We start from the raw sequence: 23,531 nt of genomic DNA on the forward strand, positions 1-23,531 counted from the left end.
TGGCTGGGGGCGGGAGCTGGCCTATCAAAATCCAATGAAGAAAGAAGTGGAGAATGCTGTGAAAATCGGGGTAATCGGAGCAGGTGTAATGGGAAGAGGGGTTGCCCAAGCACTCGCCCAATCAGGCTTAGCGGTTGTATTGGTCGATATTGAGCATGCGAAGCTTGAACAAGCTAGGGAGGAAATTGCTACCCAGCTGCGATTTCGCGGGCTGTTCGGCTCCTCAGGGAACTTGGAGGCAACGGATTCAATTATGGACCGCATCGCATTTACGACGGAGCATCATAGCCTCAGCGATGTCAGCTTTGTCATCGAGAACGCTACGGAAAATTGGGACGTCAAAAGCGGCATTTATGAGCTTATTGATGGCATCTGCCAGCCAGAATGCATTTTTATGATTAATACGTCCTGTATCTCCATTACAAAGCTGGCGGCTGTTACGAAGCGCGCACCGCAAGTGATCGGCACTCATTTCATGAATCCGGTGCCCACCAAAAAAACGGTCGAGGTCATTCGCGGCTTTCATACCTCTGAGGAATGTATCCGTGCGGTTGACGGGCTTATGGGCGCCATGGGCAAGGAAATGATCGTCGTTAACGACTATCCGGGCTTTGTATCCAATCGGATTTCCCATTTGTTTATGAATGAAGCTGCTTATGTCGTGCAGGATCAGGTGGCTTCAGCGGAGGAAGTCGATGAAATTTTCAAAAAATGCTACGGACATGCGATGGGTCCGCTCGAAACGGCTGACTTGATCGGCCTGGACACGGTCGTGCATTCCTTGAATGTGCTTTATGAAAGCTATCAGGACTCGAAGTTCCGCTGCTGTCCGCTGCTTAGGAAAATGGTCGACGCGGGGCTGCATGGCCGCAAAAGCGGTCAAGGATTTTATACGTATTAATGCTTAGTCATGAATGGATTTGATTTAATAATAGATTCACCCAAATCGGAATGAGGAGAGTGTCAATAATGGAAGAACAGAAAGTGAAAATTAAAAAGTTTTTATCGCGGTTTTTTCGCAAGCATGAGCTTGGTGACGATGAGGATATTTTCGCCCTAGGATTTGTCAATTCACTGTTCGCGATGCAGCTGGTTATGTTTCTGGAGAAGGAGTTTGCGCTTACTATTGATAGCCGTGACATGGATTTGGACAACTTCCGCACCATTAATCGGATGGTCAGTCTAATTCAAGAGAAAGCAGCAGTCGATCAGCAGTCTTCACAAGTTTCGGGAGGTTAAGGATGAAAATTGAACTGACTGAGGTACAGGAAAATTGGCAAAATGAGTTCAGTGCATTTGTTGATAACGAAATGGTGCCGCTAGCTGATCTAAATGACCGCGAGGAGCGTATCCATCCGGATATGCTCCGGAAAATGGCAGAAGCCGGCTATCTGGGATCCATGCTGCCTAAAAAATACGGCGGTATGGAGCTGGACAACGTGACCCTGGGCATTCTCAACGAGGAGGCGGGGCGCGGCTGCTCTTCAGCAAGAAGCTTGTTGACCGTTCACGGAATGGTATCCCTTGCGATTTTGCGCTGGGGAACGGAGCAGCAGAAGAGCGAGTGGCTTCCCAAGCTGGCGACGGGCAGCACTTTGGCAGCATTTGGCCTAACGGAGCCGAACGCTGGCAGCGATGCCAAGAGCATCGCAACAACGGCAGAGTTAGACGGGAATGAATACGTATTAAATGGCCGCAAAAAATGGATTACGATCGCACAAATTGCTGACTTGTTTCTCATCTTTGCCAAATGCGAGGGCCAGCCAGCGGCATTTCTCGTAGAGCGGGAGCGGCTCGGGGTAACGGTGCTACCCATGTCCGGTCTGCTTGGTGCAAGAGGCTCCATGATCGCCGAAGTTGTGCTTTCCGACTGCCGAATTCCGCAAGAAAATTTGCTGGGCAAGCTCGGCATGGGACTGACGCATATTGCGCTGCCCTGTCTCGATTACGGCAGATATACAATAGCCTGCGGCTGCGTTGGTTTGGCGCAGGCCTGCCTGGAGGCTTCGTTAGAATACGGCAGCACAAGAGTCCAATTTGGACGGCCGCTCCAGGATAATCAACTGATTCAGAAGATGATTGCTGAAATGGCCGTACAGGTGAAGGCGGCTAGAATGCTTTGCTATAAAGTTGGATATTTACGCGATAGCGGCGATCCCGACAGCATTATGGAAACGTGGACGGCTAAATATTTTGCTTCGACTATGCTGACCAAAATTACTAACGATGCGGTGCAAATACATGGAGCTAACGGCTGCCATAGCGGGTACCCGGTGGAACGCTATTTCCGCGATGCCAAAATTAATGAAATCATCGAGGGAACGTCGCAGATGCATGAAATGCTGATTGCTGAGCAGCAGTTCGTGACAAGCCGCCGAGCAGGGCGGACAATGGCTCAAACAGCCAATTCATAAGGAGATGAGTGCCTGTGGCGTACAATGTTGAGGAGAAGAAGGATACCGCAAAGCGTAAAATTAAATGCGTCGTGTGGGATTTGGACCATACGATTTGGAACGGTATTTTAATGGAAGATACGACTGTTGAGCTGCGAAGCGATATTGTTAACGTCATTAAAACGCTGGATGAGCGTGGTATCCTGCAGTCGATTGCCAGCCGCAATGAGCATGATGTGGCGATGGAGAAAATGAGAGAGCTCGGGATTGAGCAATATTTCATCTATCCGCAAATTAGCTGGAACCGCAAATCAGCTGCAATCAAGACGATTGTCGAATCGATTAATATCGGGATGGACACGATTGCTTTTATCGACGATCAGCCGTTTGAGCGGGAAGAGGTCAGCTTCAACCATCCTGACGTCCTGTGCATAGATGCTGCCGAGACAGAAGGGCTGCTCGAGAGGCCGGAATTTAATCCAACCTTTATTACGGAGGACTCCCGGAACCGCAGAAGCCTCTACATGAGCGATATCGTACGCAATGAAGTTGAATCCAGCTTCGATGGCTCGCAGGAGGAGTTTCTCGCCTCACTGGGTATGGTGTTTACGGTTTCTTCGGTTGAGGGAGACGATTTGAAGCGGGCGGAGGAGCTGACGGTAAGAACTCATCAGCTGAATGCAACCGGCTACACCTACTCCTATGAGGAATTGGATGAATTCCGTCATTCACCGAATCACAAGCTGCTTATATCCGAATTGGAGGATAAATACGGCACGTACGGCAAAATCGGTTTAACGCTGCTTGAATGCAAGGACAACATTTGGACGCTGAAGCTGTTGTTAATGTCATGCCGTGTTATGTCTAGAGGAGTAGGCAGTATCATGCTGCAATACGTCGCCAAGATGGCGCATGATGCGGGAGCGGTACTACGCGCCGAGTTCGTGCCTACAGACCGTAATCGCATGATGCTGCTTACGTATAAATTTGCCGGCTTCAAGGAAGTAGAGGAGCATGATGGAATGCTCATTTTCGAGCATGATGTCGCTCATTTGCAAAGTGCTCCAGACTATCTCACCTTAATCAGCCGTGTTTAATGAATGAATAAGACAGGTTCACGATGAATATCGGCTAGAGCGTTTAGCTGAAGCAGGATAGCAGGTTGAATTGTCGTGCATGCCTGTTTGTTGGAAAAAATACGGCTAATATGATATTGGAGGAAGTAATAATGGAAAAAATGGCGTTTCTGTTCCCAGGTCAAGGCTCTCACTTTGTCGGCATGTCGAAAGGTCTTTATGATCAATATGCGATTGTGAAGCAAACGTTTGAGGAAGCAAACGAAGTGCTTGGCTATGATTTGGCTAAGCTTTGTTTTGAAGGCTCGCTTGCCGAGCTGTCCAAAGCGAAAAATGCCCAGCCGGCTATTCTCGTATCAAGCGTAGCCAGCTTCCGCGTTTATATGCAAGAGATCGGTATTGTCCCGCAATTTCTTGCAGGGCACAGCCTTGGTGAATATGCCGCATTTACTTGCGCGGGAGCCATTCGTTTTGCCGATGCGGTGAAGCTGCTGCATGAACGGGGAAAACTGACCGACGAGGTAGCAGCAAGCGATGTTGGAGCGATGTCCATTATTGATGGTGTCGAACGCAAGCTGGTTGTGGATGAATGCAAAGCGATGGAGCTGGAGGGCCGCCAGGTTTGGGTATCCTGCTATAATACGCCTACTCAAACCGCGATTTCCGGGGAAAGCGATGCGGTTATGGAGCTGGAGGACAGGCTCGCGAATCATGGCGGACTGGCAACGCCGCTGCTTGCCAGCGCTCCGTTCCACTGCAGCTTTATGCAGCCGATGGCCGACCAATTATTGGACAAATTGTCGGGGCTGGAATACGGTTTCTTCAAATATCCGGTCATTACGAACCGCAATGCCGAGCCGATGGCGCATTCGGAGAAAGTGGCGCAAAATCTTGCGCTGCATATAACTAGCCCGGTACAATGGGAGCGTACGATGCAATATTTTAAACATAAAGGCGTTACGCTTACGGTCGAAATGGGACCTAAAAACGTATTGACCAATATGGTGAAGGCGAATGTGGAAGGTATTGAAGCGCTCTGCTATGGCACGAAGGAGGATCGCAAAAAAATCGAGCAAATTTTAGCGGCTTATCCGGGCCTCAGAAAGCATATTCCAACTATTATTACGCGCAGCTTGGCGGTGGCAGTAGCTACCCTCAACCAAAACTGGGATAATGAGGAGTATCAGGAGAAGGTTGTGAAGTCGTATCGCAAAATTCAGGAGATTCAGGATCGTCTTGAGGAGACTGGGGAGAAGCCAACTTTGGAACAAATGAGAACAGCGCTCGATTTGCTGAAAATCATTTTGGATACGAAGAAGGTTTCGGTAGAAGAGCAGACTCGCTGGCTCCATCAAATTATTGACGAGACGGGTATGTATTATGAATTAAACGACTATCTTGCTCCTTCGCGTCTAGCAGAAAAAATTTCCCGATAGGAGTTTATCCATGATAGAGGTTTATATGCTGCGGCTGGATGAGAAGAAAGCTGCGGCGCTGTATGAAGTTATGTTGAATTACGTTTCACCAAGCAAGCGGGAAGCGGCCGGGCGATTCCGCCGGCCGATTGATGCCTATCGTTCGGTGACGGGTGAGATATTGGCACGACTTGCTATTGCCAAGCGATGGAAGCTATCAAATGCTGAGCTTTCTTTTTACAAAAATGAGTTTGGCAAGCCGTTGCTAGATCATTCTTCCATCGACTTCCATTTCAATGTGTCACATTCCGGTGACTGGGTAGTCTGCGCCTTTGGCGACTGCCCGGTTGGAATTGACGTTGAGCTAATGAAACCACAGGACTTGTCCATTGCAGAGCGGTTTTTCGCTCCGGTTGAATATAATAGGCTGATGAGTCTGGCCGTCAGCCGTCAGCTCACGTATTTTTACCAGCTGTGGACGTTGAAAGAAAGCTATATTAAGGCAGTGGGCAAAGGAATGTCGATCCCGCTTGATTCATTCTCTTTCTTAATCAAGGCGGACGGTGAAGTGGAGGCAAGCCTTGAAAAAGGGGCTTCTGCTGCTTATTTTATGCAAACCTTTGCAGATGAAGAGCATGCGATGGCACTGTGTACCTATCAGGAGACGGTGCCCATCTTTAAGCAGTTGGATTACGAGGAGTTGGAAAGCCTGCTTTCTACGCTTCAGTAACAGCTAGCTGCTGAGAGAAATTTTAACCTTGTTCGGAGGAGATAAATCCGATGCTGATGAAAGATCATGTCATAGTCGTATCAGGCGTAGCCAATGAGAAGAGTTTAGCGTGGGGAGTTGCCAAAGCGCTTCATCGGGAAGGGGCCAGGCTTGTTTTCACCTATCGAAAGGATAAGTCGTTGCGCAAAATGACGAAGCTGCTTCAGGAGTATGGCATTGAAGCGGCAGCTGTTGTACCGTGCGATATACTAGATGATGCGAGCATTGCCGAAGCATTCAACGCCATTGCGAAGCAGGTTGGAACGATTCATGGACTCGTACATTCCATTGCCTATGCGGATCAGCTTCAAGGAGAGTATATAGATACGACGAGAGAAGGCTACCTGCTGGCGCAAAACGCCAGCAGCTTTTCATTAGTGGCTATGGCTAAGCAGGCGCGCGGTTTAATGAAAGAGGGTGGCGCGATTGTGACGCAAACCTACATAGGATCTGGTCGTGTCGTGAAAAATTATAATGTCATGGGTGTTGCGAAGGCTGCGCTCGAAGCGAGCGTGCGCTACTTGGCTGAAGATCTAGGCAAGCATGGCATCCGTGTAAATGCAGTATCAGCAGGCCCCGTACTCACATCGGCCGCTTCAGCGATTGCTGATTTTCAAGATAAGCTGATAGCTATGGAGCAGCAGGCGCCGCTGCGGCGCAATGTTGATCAGGATGAGATAGGTGATGCGACATTATTTTTACTAAGTCGTCTTTCACGAGGTATTACTGGTGAAGTTCTCCATGTCGATGCAGGCTGTCATATTTTTTAGGCTAGCAGCCTGGAATGGTCATTACACAGGGAAGGTGGCAAGCCATGTCAAGAAAAGCGCTTTACTTTCAGGAACCGGAAGTTAACACGTACACCCCGTACGGATTTTTGTTCTCCATCATAAACGAACCGTTATGGCGGTGGGTATTCAATAATTTTATTCAAATCAGATATGCTTATTTATGGGAAATGTTTGCTTTTGACAATCACCATATGTTGCTCAAAAACTGTCCTGGCTTATCCTATAATCAGCTTCCTCAGGACATAGTCATTGCCAAATGGGGAAAATCATTAAAGGATGTTATTATCGACTCGATAGATCGTGGCTATTATGTACATATTTTCGTAGACCGCTATTATATATCATTGACAGATTCGTATAAAAATGATCATCATATGCATGAGCTATTCATTTACGGATATGATTTGGACAAGGATATGGCGCTTGTCGCAGACAACTTTGTGGAGCAATTTATAAAGGCGGAATGCCCCTTTTCGGAGTTGGAGGAGGGTTATTGGTGTGCGTCTGATGAATATGATTTCTATACAGAAATTCGCTTTTTGAAGCGCAAGACAGACTTTGAATGCGATATTAGTATGGAACAAATTGCTGCCAGTCTGCAAAATTATTTATACGCCAGACCCACGTTTGATTTGGTGGTGGAACAGCAGTTCGAATTCGGATTTCAAGCGCTGCAGCGGCTTCTTACAGATCCACAGAATATGGATACCTCATCATCTGAATATAGAAAATTTGACCTGCGCGCGTATCACCTGCTGTATGAGCACAAACTTTTAATGGAAAAGCGTCTTGCCTATTTGATGGATCATGGGTACATGCTATACGACCAGCGACTGCTAGACACTAGCGCGGATTTGAAGCATCGGTACTTGTCCTTGCGAAATTTAGTGATTAAATACAGATTTAAAGAGGACGAGAAGCTGTCTTGCAGCATCTATGCCAAGCTGCAGGACAATCTGGAGCGGGAGCAAGCCTTTATTTTAAGCTGCTTGGAGAAGATGAAAGCTTAGCTACAATGTAACTATAATTACGGATTTATTTGTTGAAACTTCCAAATGGCTATGATAAGATACGACTAATTGTTCGACAATCTATATATTGGAATCTAACTCCATTATAATGAGGGATTTAGATTTACTGTATCTATTCGAGCTACAAGAAAGCAACTTTCTTGTAGCTTTTATTTTTATGCGGGAAACAGGGGGAGCATCATTGATTACTTCGATTAAAGAGAAATTAGCGGGGCTTATGGGTTCAAAAAGAAAAATGGCAGGTTTAGCTGTAATAGGAATGATCACTATCGTGACTGTAGTGCTTCTTTCAAACTCTGTAAATCAAGCAGCAACTCATCCGCTCATTATTTTTGGGGAAAACAAGCTGCTGCTGCAGGTGAAAGATAAGCAAGAGCCTATTGTGATAGCTAGTCCTTTTTTCTCAAGAGAGGAATCAGGTGGGAGATATCCATTTTATATGGCAGACTTGTTTTTTCCAGAAGTGATAGACTCGTATGCTAAATTTAGCTCTGACAATAGTAAGCTGTATTATTTTAGTGGAGCAACAGAAAATAGCTGCAAGCTCAATTATGTCGACATGAATTCAAAAACATCAGTAGTCAACGGAGCGAAAAGTCAATTACTTGCTGTTACCGACTATTGTTACTTTATGCTGAGCCGTGACGGCGGTCAGATCATATATTCTAAAGAGGACGAGCTGCACAACGAAAGCCTCTACATTCATAATCTGAGCAAAGAATTGAAGATTGCTTCTGAAATTAAGAATGTATGGTTCTCTGCTGCCAAATCGGTCATTTACTATTCGAAATTAGATAGTGACGACAAAGTGATGTTATATTCCGCTGAGCTGGACACTCCTGATCAGTCAGTGATGCTTGACTCCGATATAGGCAATGTTGAATATTTTGACGAGGAATCGGGCGTTATCTTATACTCTAAGTTCAATGAAGACAAAGCTGAAAACTATAAAATGCTTTATAGCAAAACTCCGAACTCGGATCCAATCATCCTATTGCAGGAGTTTGATACCTACATAGCGGGGTCGCAAGTCCATTCATTTTATTATACGGTAGTAGAAAAGCAGGAGGAGTCACGCGCTACAGATGAAGAAACAACCAGTAGTGCAGGAATGTCTTTATATTTCTACAAAGATGGCCAGTCGAAGAAAATGGGCGATCACTTTAGCAGCTTCCAATTCAGCAATGTGGAGCATCAAGTTCTTATCTATCAAAAAGATGAGGCAGGCGAGGGGAGTTATAGCCCTGCATATGAGGATGAGCAATTTGAACCGAAAAGGTATTATTTGAATGAGGATCAACCAGCTACTATGAACTTTAATAGTAGTCCGTACAATTGGAACACGAGGAATAAGGAAACGTATATCGTGGGCGATGCCGGAGTTGATTCATTGTTGTTGGTAAAAGGCGTACAACTAGTCTACGCTGCAATATCCGCAGATGGTAAGCTGTTATATACGCATGAAATCATCCAATCCAAACATCAGCTAGCGAGATATGAGTTGGATGATGGAGTACCTGCTAATCGCCAAGTGATCGCCGAGGATATTTATAAATTCACATATATCCCGGAAGATTCATCACTCTTTTATTTCAAAAATGTAGCTAATGATAGCACTGGTGAGCTGCACAGCTACTTGAATGGTGAAAGTCGTTTAATCTCTAACGACGTTCAGCTATTACATTCAACCTATTACCCGAAGGACGGTTTGCTGCTATACACAAAAAATTCAAATCAGAACAATGATCCCTTTGAAGTTTATGGTTATCAAGAAAAGGATACTTTTCAAATTACCGATCATGCAGCCGCTTATTTTTACTCGCAAGACTCAAAGCTGTACTATTTAGATAACTTTAATGCGGAGCTTGGTTATGGAGATCTGAAACAATATATCCAGCAGGGCGATTCCATACTAATCTACAAAAAGGCGATTGCGCTGTCTCCACTGCAGCATGGATATTTGTTCTAGAGTCTAGATTGGATAAATAAGGAGGCCTATACAATGAAATATGAATTGCAACGTACATTTTGGCTTCATGAACCGAAAAAATATGTCGTCGAACCCCATAAGGTTACGATTACGACAGAGCCGGGAACCGATTTTTGGCAGCGCACCTATTACGGTTTTCAAAATGATTCTGCCCCCGCTTTATTGCTGAAAACAGCCGAGCCTTACTTCTCATTTGTTGTGAAAACAGAGTTTGACAGTAAACATCGTTATGACCAGTGCGGGGTTATCCTTTATCAAAATAGTGAAAACTGGTTCAAAGCCTCTATCGAATTTGAAAATGATGAATATCAACGGTTAGGGAGTGTTGTCACCAACCATGGGTTTTCGGATTGGGCAACGACGGATATTCCGGCAAATGTAAAGACGATGTACTATCGATTAAGCCGTCGTGAAAGTGATTATTGCATTGAAAGTTCATATGACGGAATCAGTTATAAACAAATGCGAATATTCCATTTGTTCGAAGGTGGAGACGAAATACAATTTGGCATCTACGCCTGCAGCCCAGAACAATCTTCTTTTAAGGCTGTTTTTAGTGAGTTTGAAATGACAGAATGCAAGTGGAAGATTCATCAATAAAAGGAATAAGGCTGCCGAAATTACTTGGAAACACCCCGAAATCCATAAGGATTCCGGGGTGTTTTTTATGACTCGGTCGAGCTTATTAGGCAACCAAAGCTCTATTTCCTTTGCCCATAGGGTGATACAATCACTTTATACATTTCAAAGCGAAAGAACCCAGGGGGAGCTTATGAATAAACGCAAACAACTACTGCTTGATACAGCACTTGTGCTATTTGAGGAATATGGTATAGCAAATACGTCTATTCAAATGATTTTGGAGCGATCAGGCGTATCCAAAGGCACATTTTACAAATTTTTCGGGTCCAAGGATGATTGTATCCTGGCCATTTTGGAACAATGTACGCACGAGGACATGATCATTCGAAAAGATTTGGAAACTCGCAACTACACCTCGGATTTCGACCTGCTCGTGGATCAACTTGTCATTCCAATAACGATTCCGGAAAAGCAGCTTGTATTGGAATTATTTTGGACAGGCTTATATTCAGGGGAAATCGATTTGCAAAATCTGACCCGAATTCAGTTGGATTGGCTATCGGGACGACTGACCCAATTATATGGTGAAGAATTACAAGACTATACCTATGAAGGAGCTATATTTTGTTTGGGCATGATCCATCAAATTTCCAATACATGGCGGAATTTTCGCCTCGAACAGCCGGATTGGAAAAGTCTCGTGCCCAAGGTGTTGAATTATGTCGAAATTTTGTTGAAAGCCATGCAAGAGAGGCATGAACATATGATTGATCCTGACAGCCTTGCGTTGATCAACCCATTATCTAAACCGACCGTGCTTGATAAAAACAGCTTAGTGGCTGAACTTCAAACGTTCAACCGTTCCATAAATCAATCGCAAGCAACCATCAAAGCCAAAGAACTTACAGAAGGGCTTCTATCATTGATTATGGATGCTGAGCTCAATAAAACAATGGTGGAAGTGGTATTAGCGGCCTTTCAAATCGAATTTGAATCCAGCTCCTATCAGAATGAAGCAAGAAAAATAGTCAAAGAATGCTGGTGCTATATGAAGCAAAGCAGACCACATCCGAGATAAGCTAAACGGACGATCGAAAAAATGAACGATTTGTATAATAAAACCCTTTTAAATAGCCAAATCCCAAATAGTTCTTACGAATTATTCCAATTAAATGAACGAATGGTATAATTATTGTGTTAGAGCTAATCCGGAAGGTGGCATCTTTATGTATAAAGAAGTGATTGCGGTTCATGAAATTTCGCGGTTTCAGTCTAGATCGGAAGAGTTTTTCCCGCTTGAATGGTATCGGAATATGCTCTCCGAACATCCTGTATATTATCATGAAGGTACCGACACCTGGAATGTCTTCAGGTATGATGATGTCAAGCAGGTGCTGAGCAAGCATGAATATTTTTCGAGCGAAGGGTCCAGAACAACCATTTTAGTTGGGGCAAAAAACCGGGAGGGAACCCCTCCGGATAAGCTGAATATTACAGACGTAGACCCTCCACGCCATCTAAAAAGCCGTTCCTTGCTATCTGCTGCTTTTACACCCCGCAGCTTAAAAAACTGGGAGCCTCGAATCAACGAAATTGCGAACCGGCTTGTGGAGGACATAAAACCAAACACGACGATTGATCTCGTTCAGGCACTGGCAACTCCGCTGCCCGCTATGGTAATGGCTGATTTGCTTGGAATCCCGCTTACGGACAGCGGCCTCTTTAAAAGCTGGGTAGACATTTTGTTCCAGCCAGCGAGCGAGGAGAATGCGCATGAGATTGAACTGAAAAAGCAGGCAGCAGCCCAGGAATATTACCAATTTTTATACCCTATGGTCGTCGATAAACGGACAAATCCTGGCGACGATATCATTACGGATCTATTGAAGGTGGAGGTAGATGGCGAGAAGTTTACCGAAGACGAAGTGGTCCGGACATCGATGCTTTTGTTAGGAGCAGGAATAGAAACAACGAGCCATACGATTTCCAGTATGTTTTATTCCTTTTTGAATGAAGGCAAACCGTTGTATGATCAATTAAGGAAAGACCCAAGTCTAGTTCCTCTAGCTGTTGAAGAAATGCTTCGCTTCCGGTTCCACTGCTCCAAACGACATCGTACGGTTAAGCAGGATAACAATCTGTTAGGCGTCGATTTGAAAAAAGGTGACGTTGTCATCGCGTGGATGAGCGCGGCGAATATGGACGAGCGTATGTTTGAAAATCCGTTTGAGCTCAATATTCATCGTGCCAATAACAAAAAGCACTTAACCTTTGGTAATGGCCCTCACTTTTGTCTAGGTGCCCCATTGGCGAGGATGGAGCTGAGCATTGCCCTAAGAGCATTTGTGGAGAAGGTTTCGGGAATTGAAGCTGTTGAATCCTTTGACCTGGAGCGTTACCTTACAACTTCCGCCGTAGGGCAGTCGTTAACTCATTTGCCGATGAAGATCCTTCAGTCATAGAAAAACAAACACTGCTCCTGAGCGGAAGGCGCGGGTACTTTCAGCTAACATCAGCAATACGAAGCTCCATGCCATTAATCAAAAAGGCTAGAATGTTAGCCAAAGGGATAGAGACACAAGAGACACAAGAGACACAGTCAGGAACGTGGCTGAGCCTCTTGTGTCTCTTTTATTAACAAAAGGCAGCAGATTGGTATGTGAAAGCGTCACATCAATGCCAGAGGAAACACCGTGCTGCGCTACAATGGCCGTTTGCGCGCTTCCGACGGGGTTACGCCTTTGTACTGCTTGTACAGCTTTGTAAAATAATTCGGATTGTCGCAGCCTACTGCTGCTGCAATTTCGGCAATGGTAGATGCCGTTTGCAGCAGCAGCCTTTGTGCCTCGTTTACGCGACAAACATTAACATATTCGATGAAGGTGCGCCCAGTCAGCTTTTTGAACTGCTTGCAGAAATGGAATGGGTTCAGATTAACCTGCCGCGCCGCTGCTTCTACCGTTATTTTGGTTTGAAAATCGGATTCCAACCGTTTGATCAGCTGTTTGAAGCGGTCGCGGTTAGCCAAATGAGAGGCTGCTGCGCCTCTGCCACTGTTTGGCGGCTGGCTGTCGTAACGGCGGGCAAGCAGTGTTAGCACGCTGTACAGCTTCGCTTTGACGAGCAGTTGATAGCCTGTCTGCTTGTCGTCAAGCTCTCCCACCAGCTCATCCAGCAGCTTCACGATAGCGCCGCCATGCTGCTCATGCTCTAGCGGTTTGACGGGGAATCTTAGCGTTCCCTCCAGATAAGGCGCAACAAGCTGCGCATGCACAGGATCATGAACCCACTCATTGAACAACGAGGCATTAAAGACGATACAATCATAACGAATATCACCCTCGCTAAGCGCATAGCCAACATGCAGGCCGCCTCCCGGAATAACGATCAGCTCCCCCTGCGATATCTCATAAGGTCTGCTGTCGATATGCAGCAGCGCACTGCCTTCCCGCATCAGAATAATCTCGAAATGCTCATGCCAGTGCAAATACAGCATGCTGTCACCCGGTTTAATGCCAAGTGATTGGTTATGAAATAATTGAATGGGATAAGCCTTATGCTCTAGTCGCGTATTTTCCCAAAGTTCCTTTGGATACGTCATAATATCATTCACCACCACAAGATTAGACTACTTTTGCTCAAGATTGTTTAGAGTCATCTTGTAATTCTCTCGTTATAATGAAGGTGCTAAGCATACTATAAGCCAATATTGGAGTGATATTCAAGTGAGTGAACAAATTCGAATAGGTACCTTGGTAGGCGGCGGGAATGCCGATGTGATGATACCGCAAATCGTGGGACATGGTTTTGAATCTTTTAATTTGACGTTCTGGCAGACTACGGGCGAAACCGATTTGACGGAATTGGCTAAACGTGTAAGAGCGTTATCCGATCAGCATGGGTTTGTGGTGTCGGCTCTTAGCGTCTTCGGCAATCCGCTTACAGGTACAGGCGACAATGCGGATACTTTAGCTAGCTGGGAGCGCTTAATCGACCATGCGCCGCTCTTTGGCGCTAATATTGTATCTGGGTTTACCGGGCGATTGACGGACCAGCCGATTGATGAATCCATCCCGCGTTTTAAGGAAGTGTTCGGGGAACTAACGAGGCGTGCGGCGGACAAAGGCGTGCGAATTGCATTTGAAAATTGCGATATGGGTGGCACTTGGACACAGGGAGACTGGAATATTGCGCATAATCCGGCAGCGTGGGAGCTTATGTTCAACGCAGTGCCGGAAGATAATATCGGCCTGGAGTGGGAGCCTTGCCACCAGATGGTCAGCCTGATTGATCCGATCCCGCAGCTTCGCAAATGGGCAAGCAAAGTATTCCATGTTCATGGCAAAGATGCGACGATCGCTTGGGATATTGTGAAGGAGCAAGGTGTGCATGGTCCGCAGCCATTTGTGTGGCATCGGACGCCGGGCTTTGGCGACAGCAACTGGAGCGATATTATAACGATTTTGCGTCAAAATGGCTATAGAGGCACAATCGACATCGAAGGCTGGCATGATCCTGTGTACAAGGACGAGCTGGAAATGACGGGTCAGGTTCATGCCTTAAATTATTTGAAGCGCTGCCGCGGTGGCGATTTTGTTCCAAATCCAAGCGTATAAAACGAGCTGAATAGAAGCGGGAGGAATAACACGATGCCAGCAAAATATCGGGTGGTTGTCGCAGGCTGCGGCGGAATGGCGAACAGATGGGTGGACTATGCAATAGGCAGGAAGGATACGGAAATTGTTGGTCTGGTCGATATTAAAGAGGAATTTGCCCAGGCGATGGCTGAGCGTAAAGGATTGAGCTGTCCGACTTTTACCAGCTTGCAGACTGCACTTGTGGAGACGGGAGCGAACCTTGTTTTTGATATTACAATCCCATCTAGTCATTATTCAATCGGCAAAACAGCGCTAGAGCAGGGCTGTCATGTATTTGGCGAGAAGCCCTTGGCGGAATCAATGGAAGAGTGCCTGTCTATTGTGAAGCTGGCGGAGCGCACGGGCCATACCCATGCCGTTATGCAAAATCGCCGTTACGATGGGCGCATTCGCGCTTTGCGCAAGCTGCTGACGGATGGCCACATTGGGCGAACCGGCTTTATCGGTGCGGATTTTTTTATCGGCGCGCACTTTGGCGGATTTCGTGATGCGATGAGCAGCCCGCTGCTGCTCGATATGGCGATTCATACGTTCGACCAGGCTCGGTATGTATCGGGAGCGAATCCGGTATCGGTCTACTGCCATGAATTTAACCCTCCTGGCTCTTGGTATGAAGGAAATGCCGCAGCGCTCTGTATTTTTGAAATGTCAGACGGCTCACTATTTAATTATCGCGGCTCATGGTGCGCGGAGGGTGCGATTACGTCATGGGAAGCTCAGTGGCGTATAACAGGAGAATATGGTACAGCCATCTGGGACGGAAACGGTGAGCCCTATGCAGAAATTGTTGCTCCAAGCGATCAGACGGGCAAATTTATTCGCGATTATGTGCGCATAGAGGGTGGACTTGTGCAGCTGAATAATGAGTTCCACGAAGGCTGTCTTGATGAAATGTTTGCAGCGCTTGATGAAGGGCGCAAGCCGGAAACCGACAGCAGCGATAATATTTACAGCATGGCCATGGTGCTTGCATCGCTGGAGAGCGCGCGGCTTGGGCAGAAGGTCCTTATTGCTGATATGATGAAATAATAATGGCAAATATGAGCGAATGTTAAGAGGCTCATTGGCTAAATTTTCAGGTCAAAACCGGCTTCCAACCTTTGGAGACCGGTTTTTGTTCAAATATAAGCATGTATATGCCATTGAAAATATTCCTAAGCTGGACGGGTTAAATGACCCCGTTTGTGGTATTTGCAAAAGCAGAAAATAAGTATTCTTTACTTTCGTTTGCCATTTTACGTATATGATTTAAATCGACATGCTGCAGCTGGCCGTGACGTTTGACCGGACGTCCGGCAACAAATACGGAATCAACGTTGGACGGGTTTGCAAATTGTACAATGGCCCCCACCGGATCGGAGGCAGGGAACAGATTCAAATCTGTCATCCGAACCATAATGAAATCGGCTTCTTTTCCAGGCGTTAGGGTTCCGACTTTACGGTCTAATCCTAAAGCTTTGGCTCCAGCTATCGTTGCAAAATTTAATACTTGCTGTGCCTTTAAACTTAATTCACCGGGCATGTTTTTGGATGCTAAAAGGTTCTGATTCGTTCTTGCCCGTTCCGCCTGCAGCATAAATTTCATTTGTGTAAACATGTCTCCGCTGGTTGAAGTCACCACATCTACGCCAAGGGTAGGCGTTCCGCCATTTTCAATAAACAGCCCGGTTGCTGGATAGCCATGCCCCATCATCATTTCCACCTCAGGAGTAATCGATATCGACGCTCCTGAATCTGCAAGCATTTTGTACTCGTCATAGCCCATCGTATTAGCGTGAACCATATTTAAATCGGGACCAAGCAGGCCGGCCTTATATAGCTTTTCAATAGAGCGGTCATCCGGGCCCCAACTGCCAAAGCCGACATGCATGGAACAGATCGCATCGAGTTCTCTTGCAAGCCGTATTTCCTGAACGGTAGCGTCCCAATGGCTGAACTCAGGTCCTCTTATGGCTAAGCCCATCGTTAGCAGTTGATCATCGGAGGAAAAATGCTGCCTTTTTACGCGATAGACGTCATCGGAAACGATCTTTTTGCTGCTGCGGTCCCAATATTCAGTCTCGCCGGAGGCTCCATACGCGAATACGGCGCGAATGCCAGCATTTTGCAAGCCCTGAATTAATCCGTCTGCATGTTCGGGAGAATAAATCATCGTCCAATCCAAAAGGGTAGTTACGCCGGCATTCAGCGCTTCCAAAGCACCTAGCAAATTGGCAGCATAGCAGTCTGCTGGGCGCAATTTGCTGCCAAATCCGCCATAATAAATATTTTGCAAATAGGTCGGCAGTGACCAGTCAGCTCCTATCGTGCGGACTAAGGACTCCCAAACATGCCGATGGGTATCCACAAAGCCTGGCATGACAATCATATCCGTTGCATCGATGATTTCGCAGTCTGAAGCATCGAGCTCTTCTTGAATCGAGACAATGATAGAGTCCTCAACTAACATATCAGCTTTCTTAAAATCTCCTAGAGCTTTATCCATTGTTAAAAAATAGCCGTTCTTAATTAAGTAGCGATTACTCAACCTATTCATCTCCTTTACATATGTGTTTACAAATATAGATTACATATTTTTACACAATTTGTAAACCGATAGGTGAAGAAGCCAATAGATTAAGAGATTCAGGAAAATTGACCAGAAAAAACACACATGATACAATATATACTGAACGTTCAGTCAGTAAAATGTCGAATTTTGTTTTTGAAATGTGCAGCAAATTCAGGAGGTGAGTGCTCTTATGAATAGAAATCAAGAAATAACTATCGTCGAATATGAACCCCGATATGCGGGCTCCATTGCTGCGATGTGGAATACAAGCAATGAGAGTTGGGGTGGGGACAACTCGCTCCAGACGGAGGAAAGCATTCTTAAAGAACATCATAACAGTACATTTCTTCAAGTATTTTTGGCGATAGCTGGTGAGGAGGTTGTTGGGTATTGCAGCTTCTCCCATTACAAGGAGGATGCAGGTGCCCTGTACATTCCTTTACTAAATGTCCGCCCTGATTATCACGGTCACAAAGTCGGCAAGCGACTTATTTTGCGTGCATTAGAGGAAACCTTGAAGCTTGGCTGGCCTAGACTCGACCTCTATACGTGGCCAGGCAATACCAAAGCTGTCCCTGCGTATAAGAAGAGCGGGTTTTTCTGGGAGAAAAGGGATGACACCACCCATCTAATGAACTTGATTCCATCCGTATTGCAGACCGGCGCTGTGAAGGATTATTTTGAAGAAATCAACTGGTACACGGATAGCATACGCGAAATTGAGGTTAGTCCCGATGGACGCCAGGAACAAGGTTTTGATTATTTTACTTATGAGTGGAGAAAGGGCTCCTTGCATCTAAGGATGGAATATGAGCGGACGGGACGCGGGTTAAGACTAATTGAAACGGATGACTACCTCATTAAGGCAACGATTCCAAATCACCATAAGCTGCCTTTCGGTGCAAGCTATCCGATCGTATATGAAGCCGTCAATAAAAGCGGTAAGACTCTAGCTTTGGAAATCAAGAGCGTTGGCAATGCTGCAATCAGCTTTGAGCTGCATGAATCCAGAGTGGTTGAGTCACAGGAACGAATAGAAGGCAGCTTTTTAGTCCAAGCCACCAAAGAGGATCAGAACTTATTTCAGACACATCCGGTTGTTGAAGCGGAGCTGCTCATTAATGGTTTGCCAGCTACCTTCAAAATCGGCATTGAGCCAAAATTTCCAGCGAAGCTAAAGCTTCAAGCACCAGCTGGTCCCATTTATGCCGGCGAACCTATTGCGATTGATTTAACAGTAGAAAATGAGTACGAGACAGAGGCTGAGTTTGCTTTCGAGCTGGCCGATGATGCTGTTCTTTCCTTCAGACAGCCTTCTGTTCGTATCAAGGTACCCGCCAGAGGCCGGAGGACCATTACTATTGAAGCTCGATTGCTGGCCTATGGCATTTGGCATCATCGTCTCGCTATTCACAAGGTGGTCGGTAATAGCGAATTACTTGTATCGCAGCAGGAGGTCAGTCTTGTGTTCCCGGGCATACATGCTGCTTTCGGAGGCGAAACCGATCAGGACTGGGTAATCTTTAACGGACAATATTCCGCTCGTTTAAATAAATCAAGCAATATGCTGTCCATTAATGAGGGAGATCGCGGGGTAATGAATCTGCATTATCCCAAATTTGGCTTGCCCTATAGTGGAGCATTTGCAAAAAATCCTGTCTCGCGTGTGACATGTCGACAAGACGATGCTATGGTGCTCGAAGCTGAGTATGATTTGACTGCAGTTGACCTGCAGCTAACTCTTGTCGTCAAATTGTACAGCAATGGCATCATTACCCGTCATCATGTTGTACAGCGCAAAGCTTCCTCCGCCTCGGATGAGCCCTTATTTTTGAAGGAAAGCTTCAATTTCAATCTGGAGGACAGCGTTATTCCTTATGAAGGCCAATATGTGGATTTAAGCAAAGGACCTGACGCCTACAACTCCGATTATTGGGAAAAAAATAGGTTCACGGAAAATTGGATTTTTGCTAATAACGGACAGTCATCACGGGGAATTACTTGGCCAGCACAATTAGAAATCATTTCAGAGGGCTGGTTTTACGGGCTTGAGCATCCACTAGGTGTCATACCCGCTGGGGGTATTGTAAAGACTGAGCCTATCCGCATTGCGCTGGGAACGTGGAGAAATTGGCGCGATTTCCGTTCTTTTGCCCAGAACAATGGAGCGTCACAGGATCTCAGGGCTGCCGAGCAGTTGGAAACGATTGTGAATCAAGGAAATCCCTTTCTCCAAGGAGCGCTCGAGGTTCGGATTGTTGAGCGGAAAAATACATTTTTGGACGGTGAAATAGCAATCACTTCTGCATTGGACAGTGTGGATACGGTGAATTACTTAATATCCGGCGAGCAGCAGCTCACCGAAACGGCTGCGTCGCTAACTAGAAAATCCAGTCCAGAGGCCGACATTTTATCACTGCGTTTGGATATGGAAACCTATGAAATAGGACGAAGCCGCCTTATTTTCCCGCTATCGAATCATCCTATAGTCCAAAAAACGGAGCCTTCAGATGAGGGGGAAGTACTGACGGCGGGTAATGGGGTTCTGCAAATTCAGGCAAGCAGCGGCTTTGCACCAGCCTTATTCTCACTAAAGCATAGCGGCGTGGAATGGCTCGATTCCTCCTTTCCTCATCCAGGTCCCAAGTCTTGGTGGAATCCTTGGATTGGCGGCATTGCAGCAGAAGTATCCGGCATGTCCGCAGCGAGCTTGATGGAAGAGCCGCGTGAGGCAGCCTTTGCAGCGATTACAGATAATCTGGGAAATAGCTGGTCAGGTATCCGAATGAGTGTGACGATCAGCAGCCATGCAAAACTCAGAGGACTTGTGCTCCATCACTATTTCTTAATGCTGCCAGGGGTACCGGTATTGGCAACTGTCACTCGGGTGGAGCAAAATACAGGTGCGCCTTTGCATCCGCTGACCCTTTCCAGTTCGACCTTCTACCAGGCCAGCAGCGATATCAAGGATAGCAGGGGGCATGTCAAAAATAGCAATGGTGAAAATATTACCTATAAGGCTGGCAGGGTTCAGTATAGCGCGGGCAGTCCAAACGGAATCTTCCAGTATAGCTCCCGTGAGCGGAAGCAGAGGCTGACCTTCATGGCCCACCCAGAGCTTGATTCAAGCGAGCTGCATATGAATACCCATGTAGTGGCATCCTTAGCAACAGAAAAACTATTTTTGCAAGACGGAAAGCAGCAATTCAGCAAACCGCAGTTCTATATCATTTCTGATCTGCTTGCCCCGGAGGAAGCTTATCAGGATTTGCTCAACATTCGTTTTGACCAATTGACTTAAGAGAGGATACTTTAATGAAAATTATAGATGCACATGTCCATTATTCCAATATTGCAGCCTTTAAAGAGACGGCACAAGCTTTGGCAGCTATTGATTACACAGCAAGCGGTTTGCTAAAGGAGTTTAGAAATGCTGGAGTCATTGCGGGTGTGGGGATGGGCGTTACGGAAACGGTTGAAGGGGCATTCCCGGATTCCGCAGCCCTTAATCCCATGCTGCTTGATTTGAGCGGGCAGCTTCCTGATAATCTGTTTACTTGTGTCGGTATTAATCCATTAACCCTGCATCTGGATGGTCAGCTCGAAGCGCTGGAACAATCGTTGCGCTCGAAAAATGTCGTTGGTATTAAGCTGTATGCAGGTTATTACCACTACAATGTCGGTGATGAAATTTATGACCCGGTATATAGGCTCGCTTCCACTTACGAGCTTCCCATCGTCATTCATGGAGGACTGACCTATTCGGACAAAGGCTTGCTCAAATATTCGCATCCGCTGTCTATGGAAGAAACCTTTTTGAAGCATCGTAATCTAACCTTTATGCTTTGTCATCTCGGTGATCCCTGGGTCATGGAAACAGCCGCATTGCTGGAAAAAAATCCGAATCTCTACGCAGATCTATCGGGCTGGATAGTAGGCGATGCCGCGAAGGTGGAACGGTTGCTGCAGGAGCAAACGTATACGGATCATTTCCGACGCGCCATTGTGTTTGCCGAAAAATATGACCGGCTTGTGTTCGGTACCGATTGGCCGCTTGTTCCGCTGGATGCCTATATCCAGTTTGTAAAGCATCTGATTCCTGAGGCTCACTGGGAGGATGTTTTTTATAACAATGCGCTGCGGGTATTTCCGAAGCTGAAACAGCTGCTTGTAGAAGTGTAGCGTAGAGTAGAGTCCCTGTGCAGGGGAAGTCGTTAAAAGTCGCCAATGTGGCGGCTTTTTTTATTTTAACGCTTTGCGATGTTTCTTATTGACTTGGAGTGAACTCCAGAGTGTAAGCTACTCCTTGTAGCAAACCAATAAAAACAGAGCGAGGGAGCAGAAAAAATATGTGTAAAACGAATGTTCTAAGTGTTCCAAGCGCAAGAGCGCCTTTTGAAAAGACGGTTTTGGAGCGGAGAGAATTACGACCGAATGATATTTTAATCGATATTAAATATTGCGGCATTTGCCACTCCGACATTCACAATGCCTTCGATGAATGGGGTAACGGCATGTTTCCGATGGTACCTGGTCACGAAATGGCAGGAGTAGTAAGCGCAGTAGGAACAGAAGTGATAAAGTTCGCTGTTGGCGATCGGGTTGGAGTCGGGTGCTTCGTTGATTCCTGTGGACAATGCGAGTACTGTCTCAGCGGAGAGGAGCAATATTGCATAAAAGGCGTTATCAATTCTTATAATTCTTTAGATTACGAGGGCAATCAAACCTACGGCGGTTATAGCCAGAAAATCGTTGTCAAAGAAGACTTTGTTGTCCGCATACCAGATGCCATGGATTTGGATGTTGCAAGTCCGCTCTTGTGCGCGGGGATAACCACGTACTCCCCTTTGAAGCATTGGAACATCGGCCCAGGCAAGAAGGTTGCTATTGTAGGGATGGGGGGCCTTGGTCACCTAGCTGTCCAATATGCTCATGCTTTAGGGGCAGAAGTTACAGTACTGAGCCAATCGTTGAATAAGAAAGAGGAAGCGCTTAGCTTTGGAGCAGATCATTACTTTGCAACTAGCGATTCTGCTACGTTCACGGCGTTAGCCAATCGTTTTGACCTTATTTTAAATACAGTGTCTGCCAATCTCAATGTTGATGCCTATTTATCGATGCTTCGGTTAGATGGAACGCTTGTAAACGTCGGCGCACCTAGCGAGCCAGATCAATACCATGTATTTTCCTTGATTATGCAGCGTCGCAGCATCGCAGGCTCACTCGTTGGTGGCATTCGAGAAACCCAGGAGATGCTCAATTTTTCCGCTGAACAGGGCATTGCCCCTAAAATTGAGGTTATCAATGCCGGTCAAGTCGATGAAGCTTTTGAGCGTATCATCCGCAGTGATGTGCGTTACCGATTCGTAATCGACATATCTACTTTATAGTAGGAGGAGCAGGAAGTTGGAGCTCGATCATTTTCAAACACGTATACAAAAGGCAAAACAGGCTATAGCAGAGGCTGAATATATTCTATTGGGTGGTGGTGTGGGTATTTCGGCTGCTGCTAGCATATTGTGTAGCGGGAAAAGGTTTACGGACAAGTTTGCTCCACGTATTCGTCATTTTTCTTTAAACGATATGTATGCGTCTGGCTTATCTGCGTTCCCGGCACAAGAGGACAAATGGGGCTTTTGGGCAAAACTAATCCGTCATACTCGGTATGAAGCCGGTCCTGCCCGGCTTTACAAGGATTTATATAGCTTGATCAATGAGAAGCATTATTTCGTGCTGACCATGACTGTCGACAGTCAATTCGAGCTGGCAGGTTTTTCATCTGATAAAATATTTGAGGTTCAAGGCAATTACGGAAAACTACAGTGTGCAATTGGCTGCCATGACAGGGTCTATTCTACTGAAATACTGGTAATGGAAATGGCCGAGAGTGTTGTTGATTATAAAATTCCGCAGGAACTCATCCCTAAATGTCCTATATGTGGCGGTGAGATGCTTCCAAACATAAGAAATAACAAAAACTTTGTCCAGGATGAGAAGTTTTTTGAATTAGAAGCATTATATAAAGGATTCGTGCTGGAATCTATGAGTCAGAAACGGCTTTATATCGGATTAGGCGTTGATCGTGAATCTTTGGTAATCTTGAAGCAAGACGATCCAATAGGCTCTGAACAAAATAACCGGAACATGATTTCATTCCCTGAAGGCATTCATGAAACGGTATCGGCATTATTAAAGTAAAACATTACAACAAAGAGAGCACGTATTACACAGCTATCAACGAACGGGTGGCTGGATTACTTGGTAAAAATATAATG

At 46.0% G+C, this 23,531-nt stretch carries 20 protein-coding genes; 18 read left to right on the plus strand and 2 right to left on the minus strand.

All coding sequences use genetic code 11. The annotated features are described in order from the left end of the window. The first annotated feature begins 34 nt into the window (after nucleotides 1-34). The 12 genes from MHB80_RS14065 to MHB80_RS14120 all read left to right on the plus strand — a co-directional run bounded on the left by MHB80_RS14065 (nucleotide 35) and on the right by MHB80_RS14120 (nucleotide 12,509). Nucleotides 35-901: a 3-hydroxyacyl-CoA dehydrogenase NAD-binding domain-containing protein gene (locus tag MHB80_RS14065; protein WP_341282967.1), complete on the plus strand. Its 867-nt coding sequence runs from the start codon at nucleotides 35-37 to the stop codon at nucleotides 899-901. A 68-nt stretch (nucleotides 902-969) separates the two neighbouring features. Beyond that, nucleotides 970-1,239, plus strand: coding sequence for an acyl carrier protein (locus MHB80_RS14070; protein ID WP_341282704.1), 270 nt, complete (start codon nucleotides 970-972; stop codon nucleotides 1,237-1,239). Between the two features lie 2 nt (nucleotides 1,240-1,241). Beyond that, nucleotides 1,242-2,414 carry an acyl-CoA dehydrogenase family protein gene (locus tag MHB80_RS14075; RefSeq protein WP_341282705.1) on the plus strand — a complete coding sequence of 391 codons (1,173 nt, stop codon included), beginning with the start codon at nucleotides 1,242-1,244 and terminating at the stop codon, nucleotides 2,412-2,414. Between the two features lie 14 nt (nucleotides 2,415-2,428). Then, entirely contained in the window at nucleotides 2,429-3,490 is a 1,062-nt protein-coding gene (locus MHB80_RS14080; protein WP_341282706.1) for an HAD-IIIC family phosphatase, read from the plus strand. Between the two features lie 131 nt (nucleotides 3,491-3,621). Beyond that, nucleotides 3,622-4,905 carry an ACP S-malonyltransferase gene (gene fabD / locus MHB80_RS14085; RefSeq protein ID WP_341282707.1) on the plus strand — a complete coding sequence of 428 codons (1,284 nt, stop codon included), beginning with the start codon at nucleotides 3,622-3,624 and terminating at the stop codon, nucleotides 4,903-4,905. 10 nt (nucleotides 4,906-4,915) lie between these two features. Continuing rightward, nucleotides 4,916-5,614 carry a 4'-phosphopantetheinyl transferase superfamily protein gene (locus MHB80_RS14090; RefSeq protein WP_341282708.1) on the plus strand — a complete coding sequence of 233 codons (699 nt, stop codon included), beginning with the start codon at nucleotides 4,916-4,918 and terminating at the stop codon, nucleotides 5,612-5,614. A 50-nt stretch (nucleotides 5,615-5,664) separates the two neighbouring features. Next, the gene (locus MHB80_RS14095; RefSeq protein ID WP_341282709.1) at nucleotides 5,665-6,423 is read left to right on the plus strand and encodes an SDR family oxidoreductase; all 759 of its coding nucleotides are present in this window, start codon (nucleotides 5,665-5,667) and stop codon (nucleotides 6,421-6,423) included. Nucleotides 6,424-6,467: 44 nt separating this feature from the next. Continuing rightward, nucleotides 6,468-7,454 (plus strand): hypothetical protein, encoded by a 987-nt coding sequence (locus MHB80_RS14100; protein ID WP_341282710.1) that lies wholly within the window; start codon nucleotides 6,468-6,470, stop codon nucleotides 7,452-7,454. Nucleotides 7,455-7,656: 202 nt separating this feature from the next. After that, the gene (locus tag MHB80_RS14105) at nucleotides 7,657-9,444 is read left to right on the plus strand and encodes a hypothetical protein (protein ID WP_341282711.1); all 1,788 of its coding nucleotides are present in this window, start codon (nucleotides 7,657-7,659) and stop codon (nucleotides 9,442-9,444) included. A gap of 33 nt (nucleotides 9,445-9,477) precedes the next feature. Further along, a complete protein-coding gene (locus MHB80_RS14110) occupies nucleotides 9,478-10,065 on the plus strand; it encodes a DUF1349 domain-containing protein (RefSeq protein WP_341282712.1) in 588 nt (195 codons plus the stop codon). A 172-nt stretch (nucleotides 10,066-10,237) separates the two neighbouring features. Then, nucleotides 10,238-11,125, plus strand: a complete 888-nt coding sequence (locus tag MHB80_RS14115; protein WP_341282713.1) for a TetR/AcrR family transcriptional regulator — start codon at nucleotides 10,238-10,240, stop codon at nucleotides 11,123-11,125. Nucleotides 11,126-11,273: 148 nt separating this feature from the next. Beyond that, nucleotides 11,274-12,509 carry a cytochrome P450 gene (locus tag MHB80_RS14120; RefSeq protein ID WP_341282714.1) on the plus strand — a complete coding sequence of 412 codons (1,236 nt, stop codon included), beginning with the start codon at nucleotides 11,274-11,276 and terminating at the stop codon, nucleotides 12,507-12,509. A gap of 239 nt (nucleotides 12,510-12,748) precedes the next feature. Here the strand turns inward: MHB80_RS14120 and MHB80_RS14125 are convergent, their stop codons facing one another. Next, a complete protein-coding gene (locus MHB80_RS14125) occupies nucleotides 12,749-13,648 on the minus strand; it encodes an AraC family transcriptional regulator (protein WP_341282715.1) in 900 nt (299 codons plus the stop codon). Between the two features lie 124 nt (nucleotides 13,649-13,772). On the opposite strand from MHB80_RS14125, the gene MHB80_RS14130 reads away from it, so the two are divergent. Together MHB80_RS14130 and MHB80_RS14135 are read left to right on the plus strand one after the other, a co-directional pair. Continuing rightward, nucleotides 13,773-14,663: a sugar phosphate isomerase/epimerase gene (locus MHB80_RS14130; protein ID WP_341282716.1), complete on the plus strand. Its 891-nt coding sequence runs from the start codon at nucleotides 13,773-13,775 to the stop codon at nucleotides 14,661-14,663. 33 nt (nucleotides 14,664-14,696) lie between these two features. Next, a complete protein-coding gene (locus MHB80_RS14135; RefSeq protein WP_341282717.1) occupies nucleotides 14,697-15,734 on the plus strand; it encodes a Gfo/Idh/MocA family oxidoreductase in 1,038 nt (345 codons plus the stop codon). A 139-nt stretch (nucleotides 15,735-15,873) separates the two neighbouring features. On the opposite strand, the gene MHB80_RS14140 is transcribed toward MHB80_RS14135, so the two are convergent. Further along, complete coding sequence (locus tag MHB80_RS14140) at nucleotides 15,874-17,232, minus strand: amidohydrolase family protein (RefSeq protein ID WP_341282718.1); 1,359 nt, start codon at nucleotides 17,230-17,232, stop codon at nucleotides 15,874-15,876. A gap of 214 nt (nucleotides 17,233-17,446) precedes the next feature. Here MHB80_RS14140 and MHB80_RS14145 point away from each other — a divergent pair, with 214 nt between their 5' ends. The 4 genes from MHB80_RS14145 to MHB80_RS14160 all read left to right on the plus strand — a co-directional run bounded on the left by MHB80_RS14145 (nucleotide 17,447) and on the right by MHB80_RS14160 (nucleotide 23,454). Continuing rightward, on the plus strand, nucleotides 17,447-20,557 hold the full coding sequence (locus MHB80_RS14145) for a GNAT family N-acetyltransferase (RefSeq protein ID WP_341282719.1): 3,111 nt from the start codon (nucleotides 17,447-17,449) through the stop codon (nucleotides 20,555-20,557). 14 nt (nucleotides 20,558-20,571) lie between these two features. Then, on the plus strand, nucleotides 20,572-21,438 hold the full coding sequence (locus MHB80_RS14150) for an amidohydrolase family protein (RefSeq protein ID WP_341282720.1): 867 nt from the start codon (nucleotides 20,572-20,574) through the stop codon (nucleotides 21,436-21,438). 167 nt (nucleotides 21,439-21,605) lie between these two features. Next, nucleotides 21,606-22,646 (plus strand): NAD(P)-dependent alcohol dehydrogenase, encoded by a 1,041-nt coding sequence (locus tag MHB80_RS14155; RefSeq protein ID WP_341282721.1) that lies wholly within the window; start codon nucleotides 21,606-21,608, stop codon nucleotides 22,644-22,646. Nucleotides 22,647-22,662: 16 nt separating this feature from the next. Continuing rightward, entirely contained in the window at nucleotides 22,663-23,454 is a 792-nt protein-coding gene (locus tag MHB80_RS14160; RefSeq protein WP_341282722.1) for a Sir2 silent information regulator family NAD-dependent deacetylase, read from the plus strand. Nucleotides 23,455-23,531 lie beyond the last annotated feature (77 nt).

This window comes from Paenibacillus sp. FSL H8-0537, assembly GCF_038051995.1.
In the GTDB taxonomy this organism is placed as follows: domain Bacteria; phylum Bacillota; class Bacilli; order Paenibacillales; family Paenibacillaceae; genus Pristimantibacillus.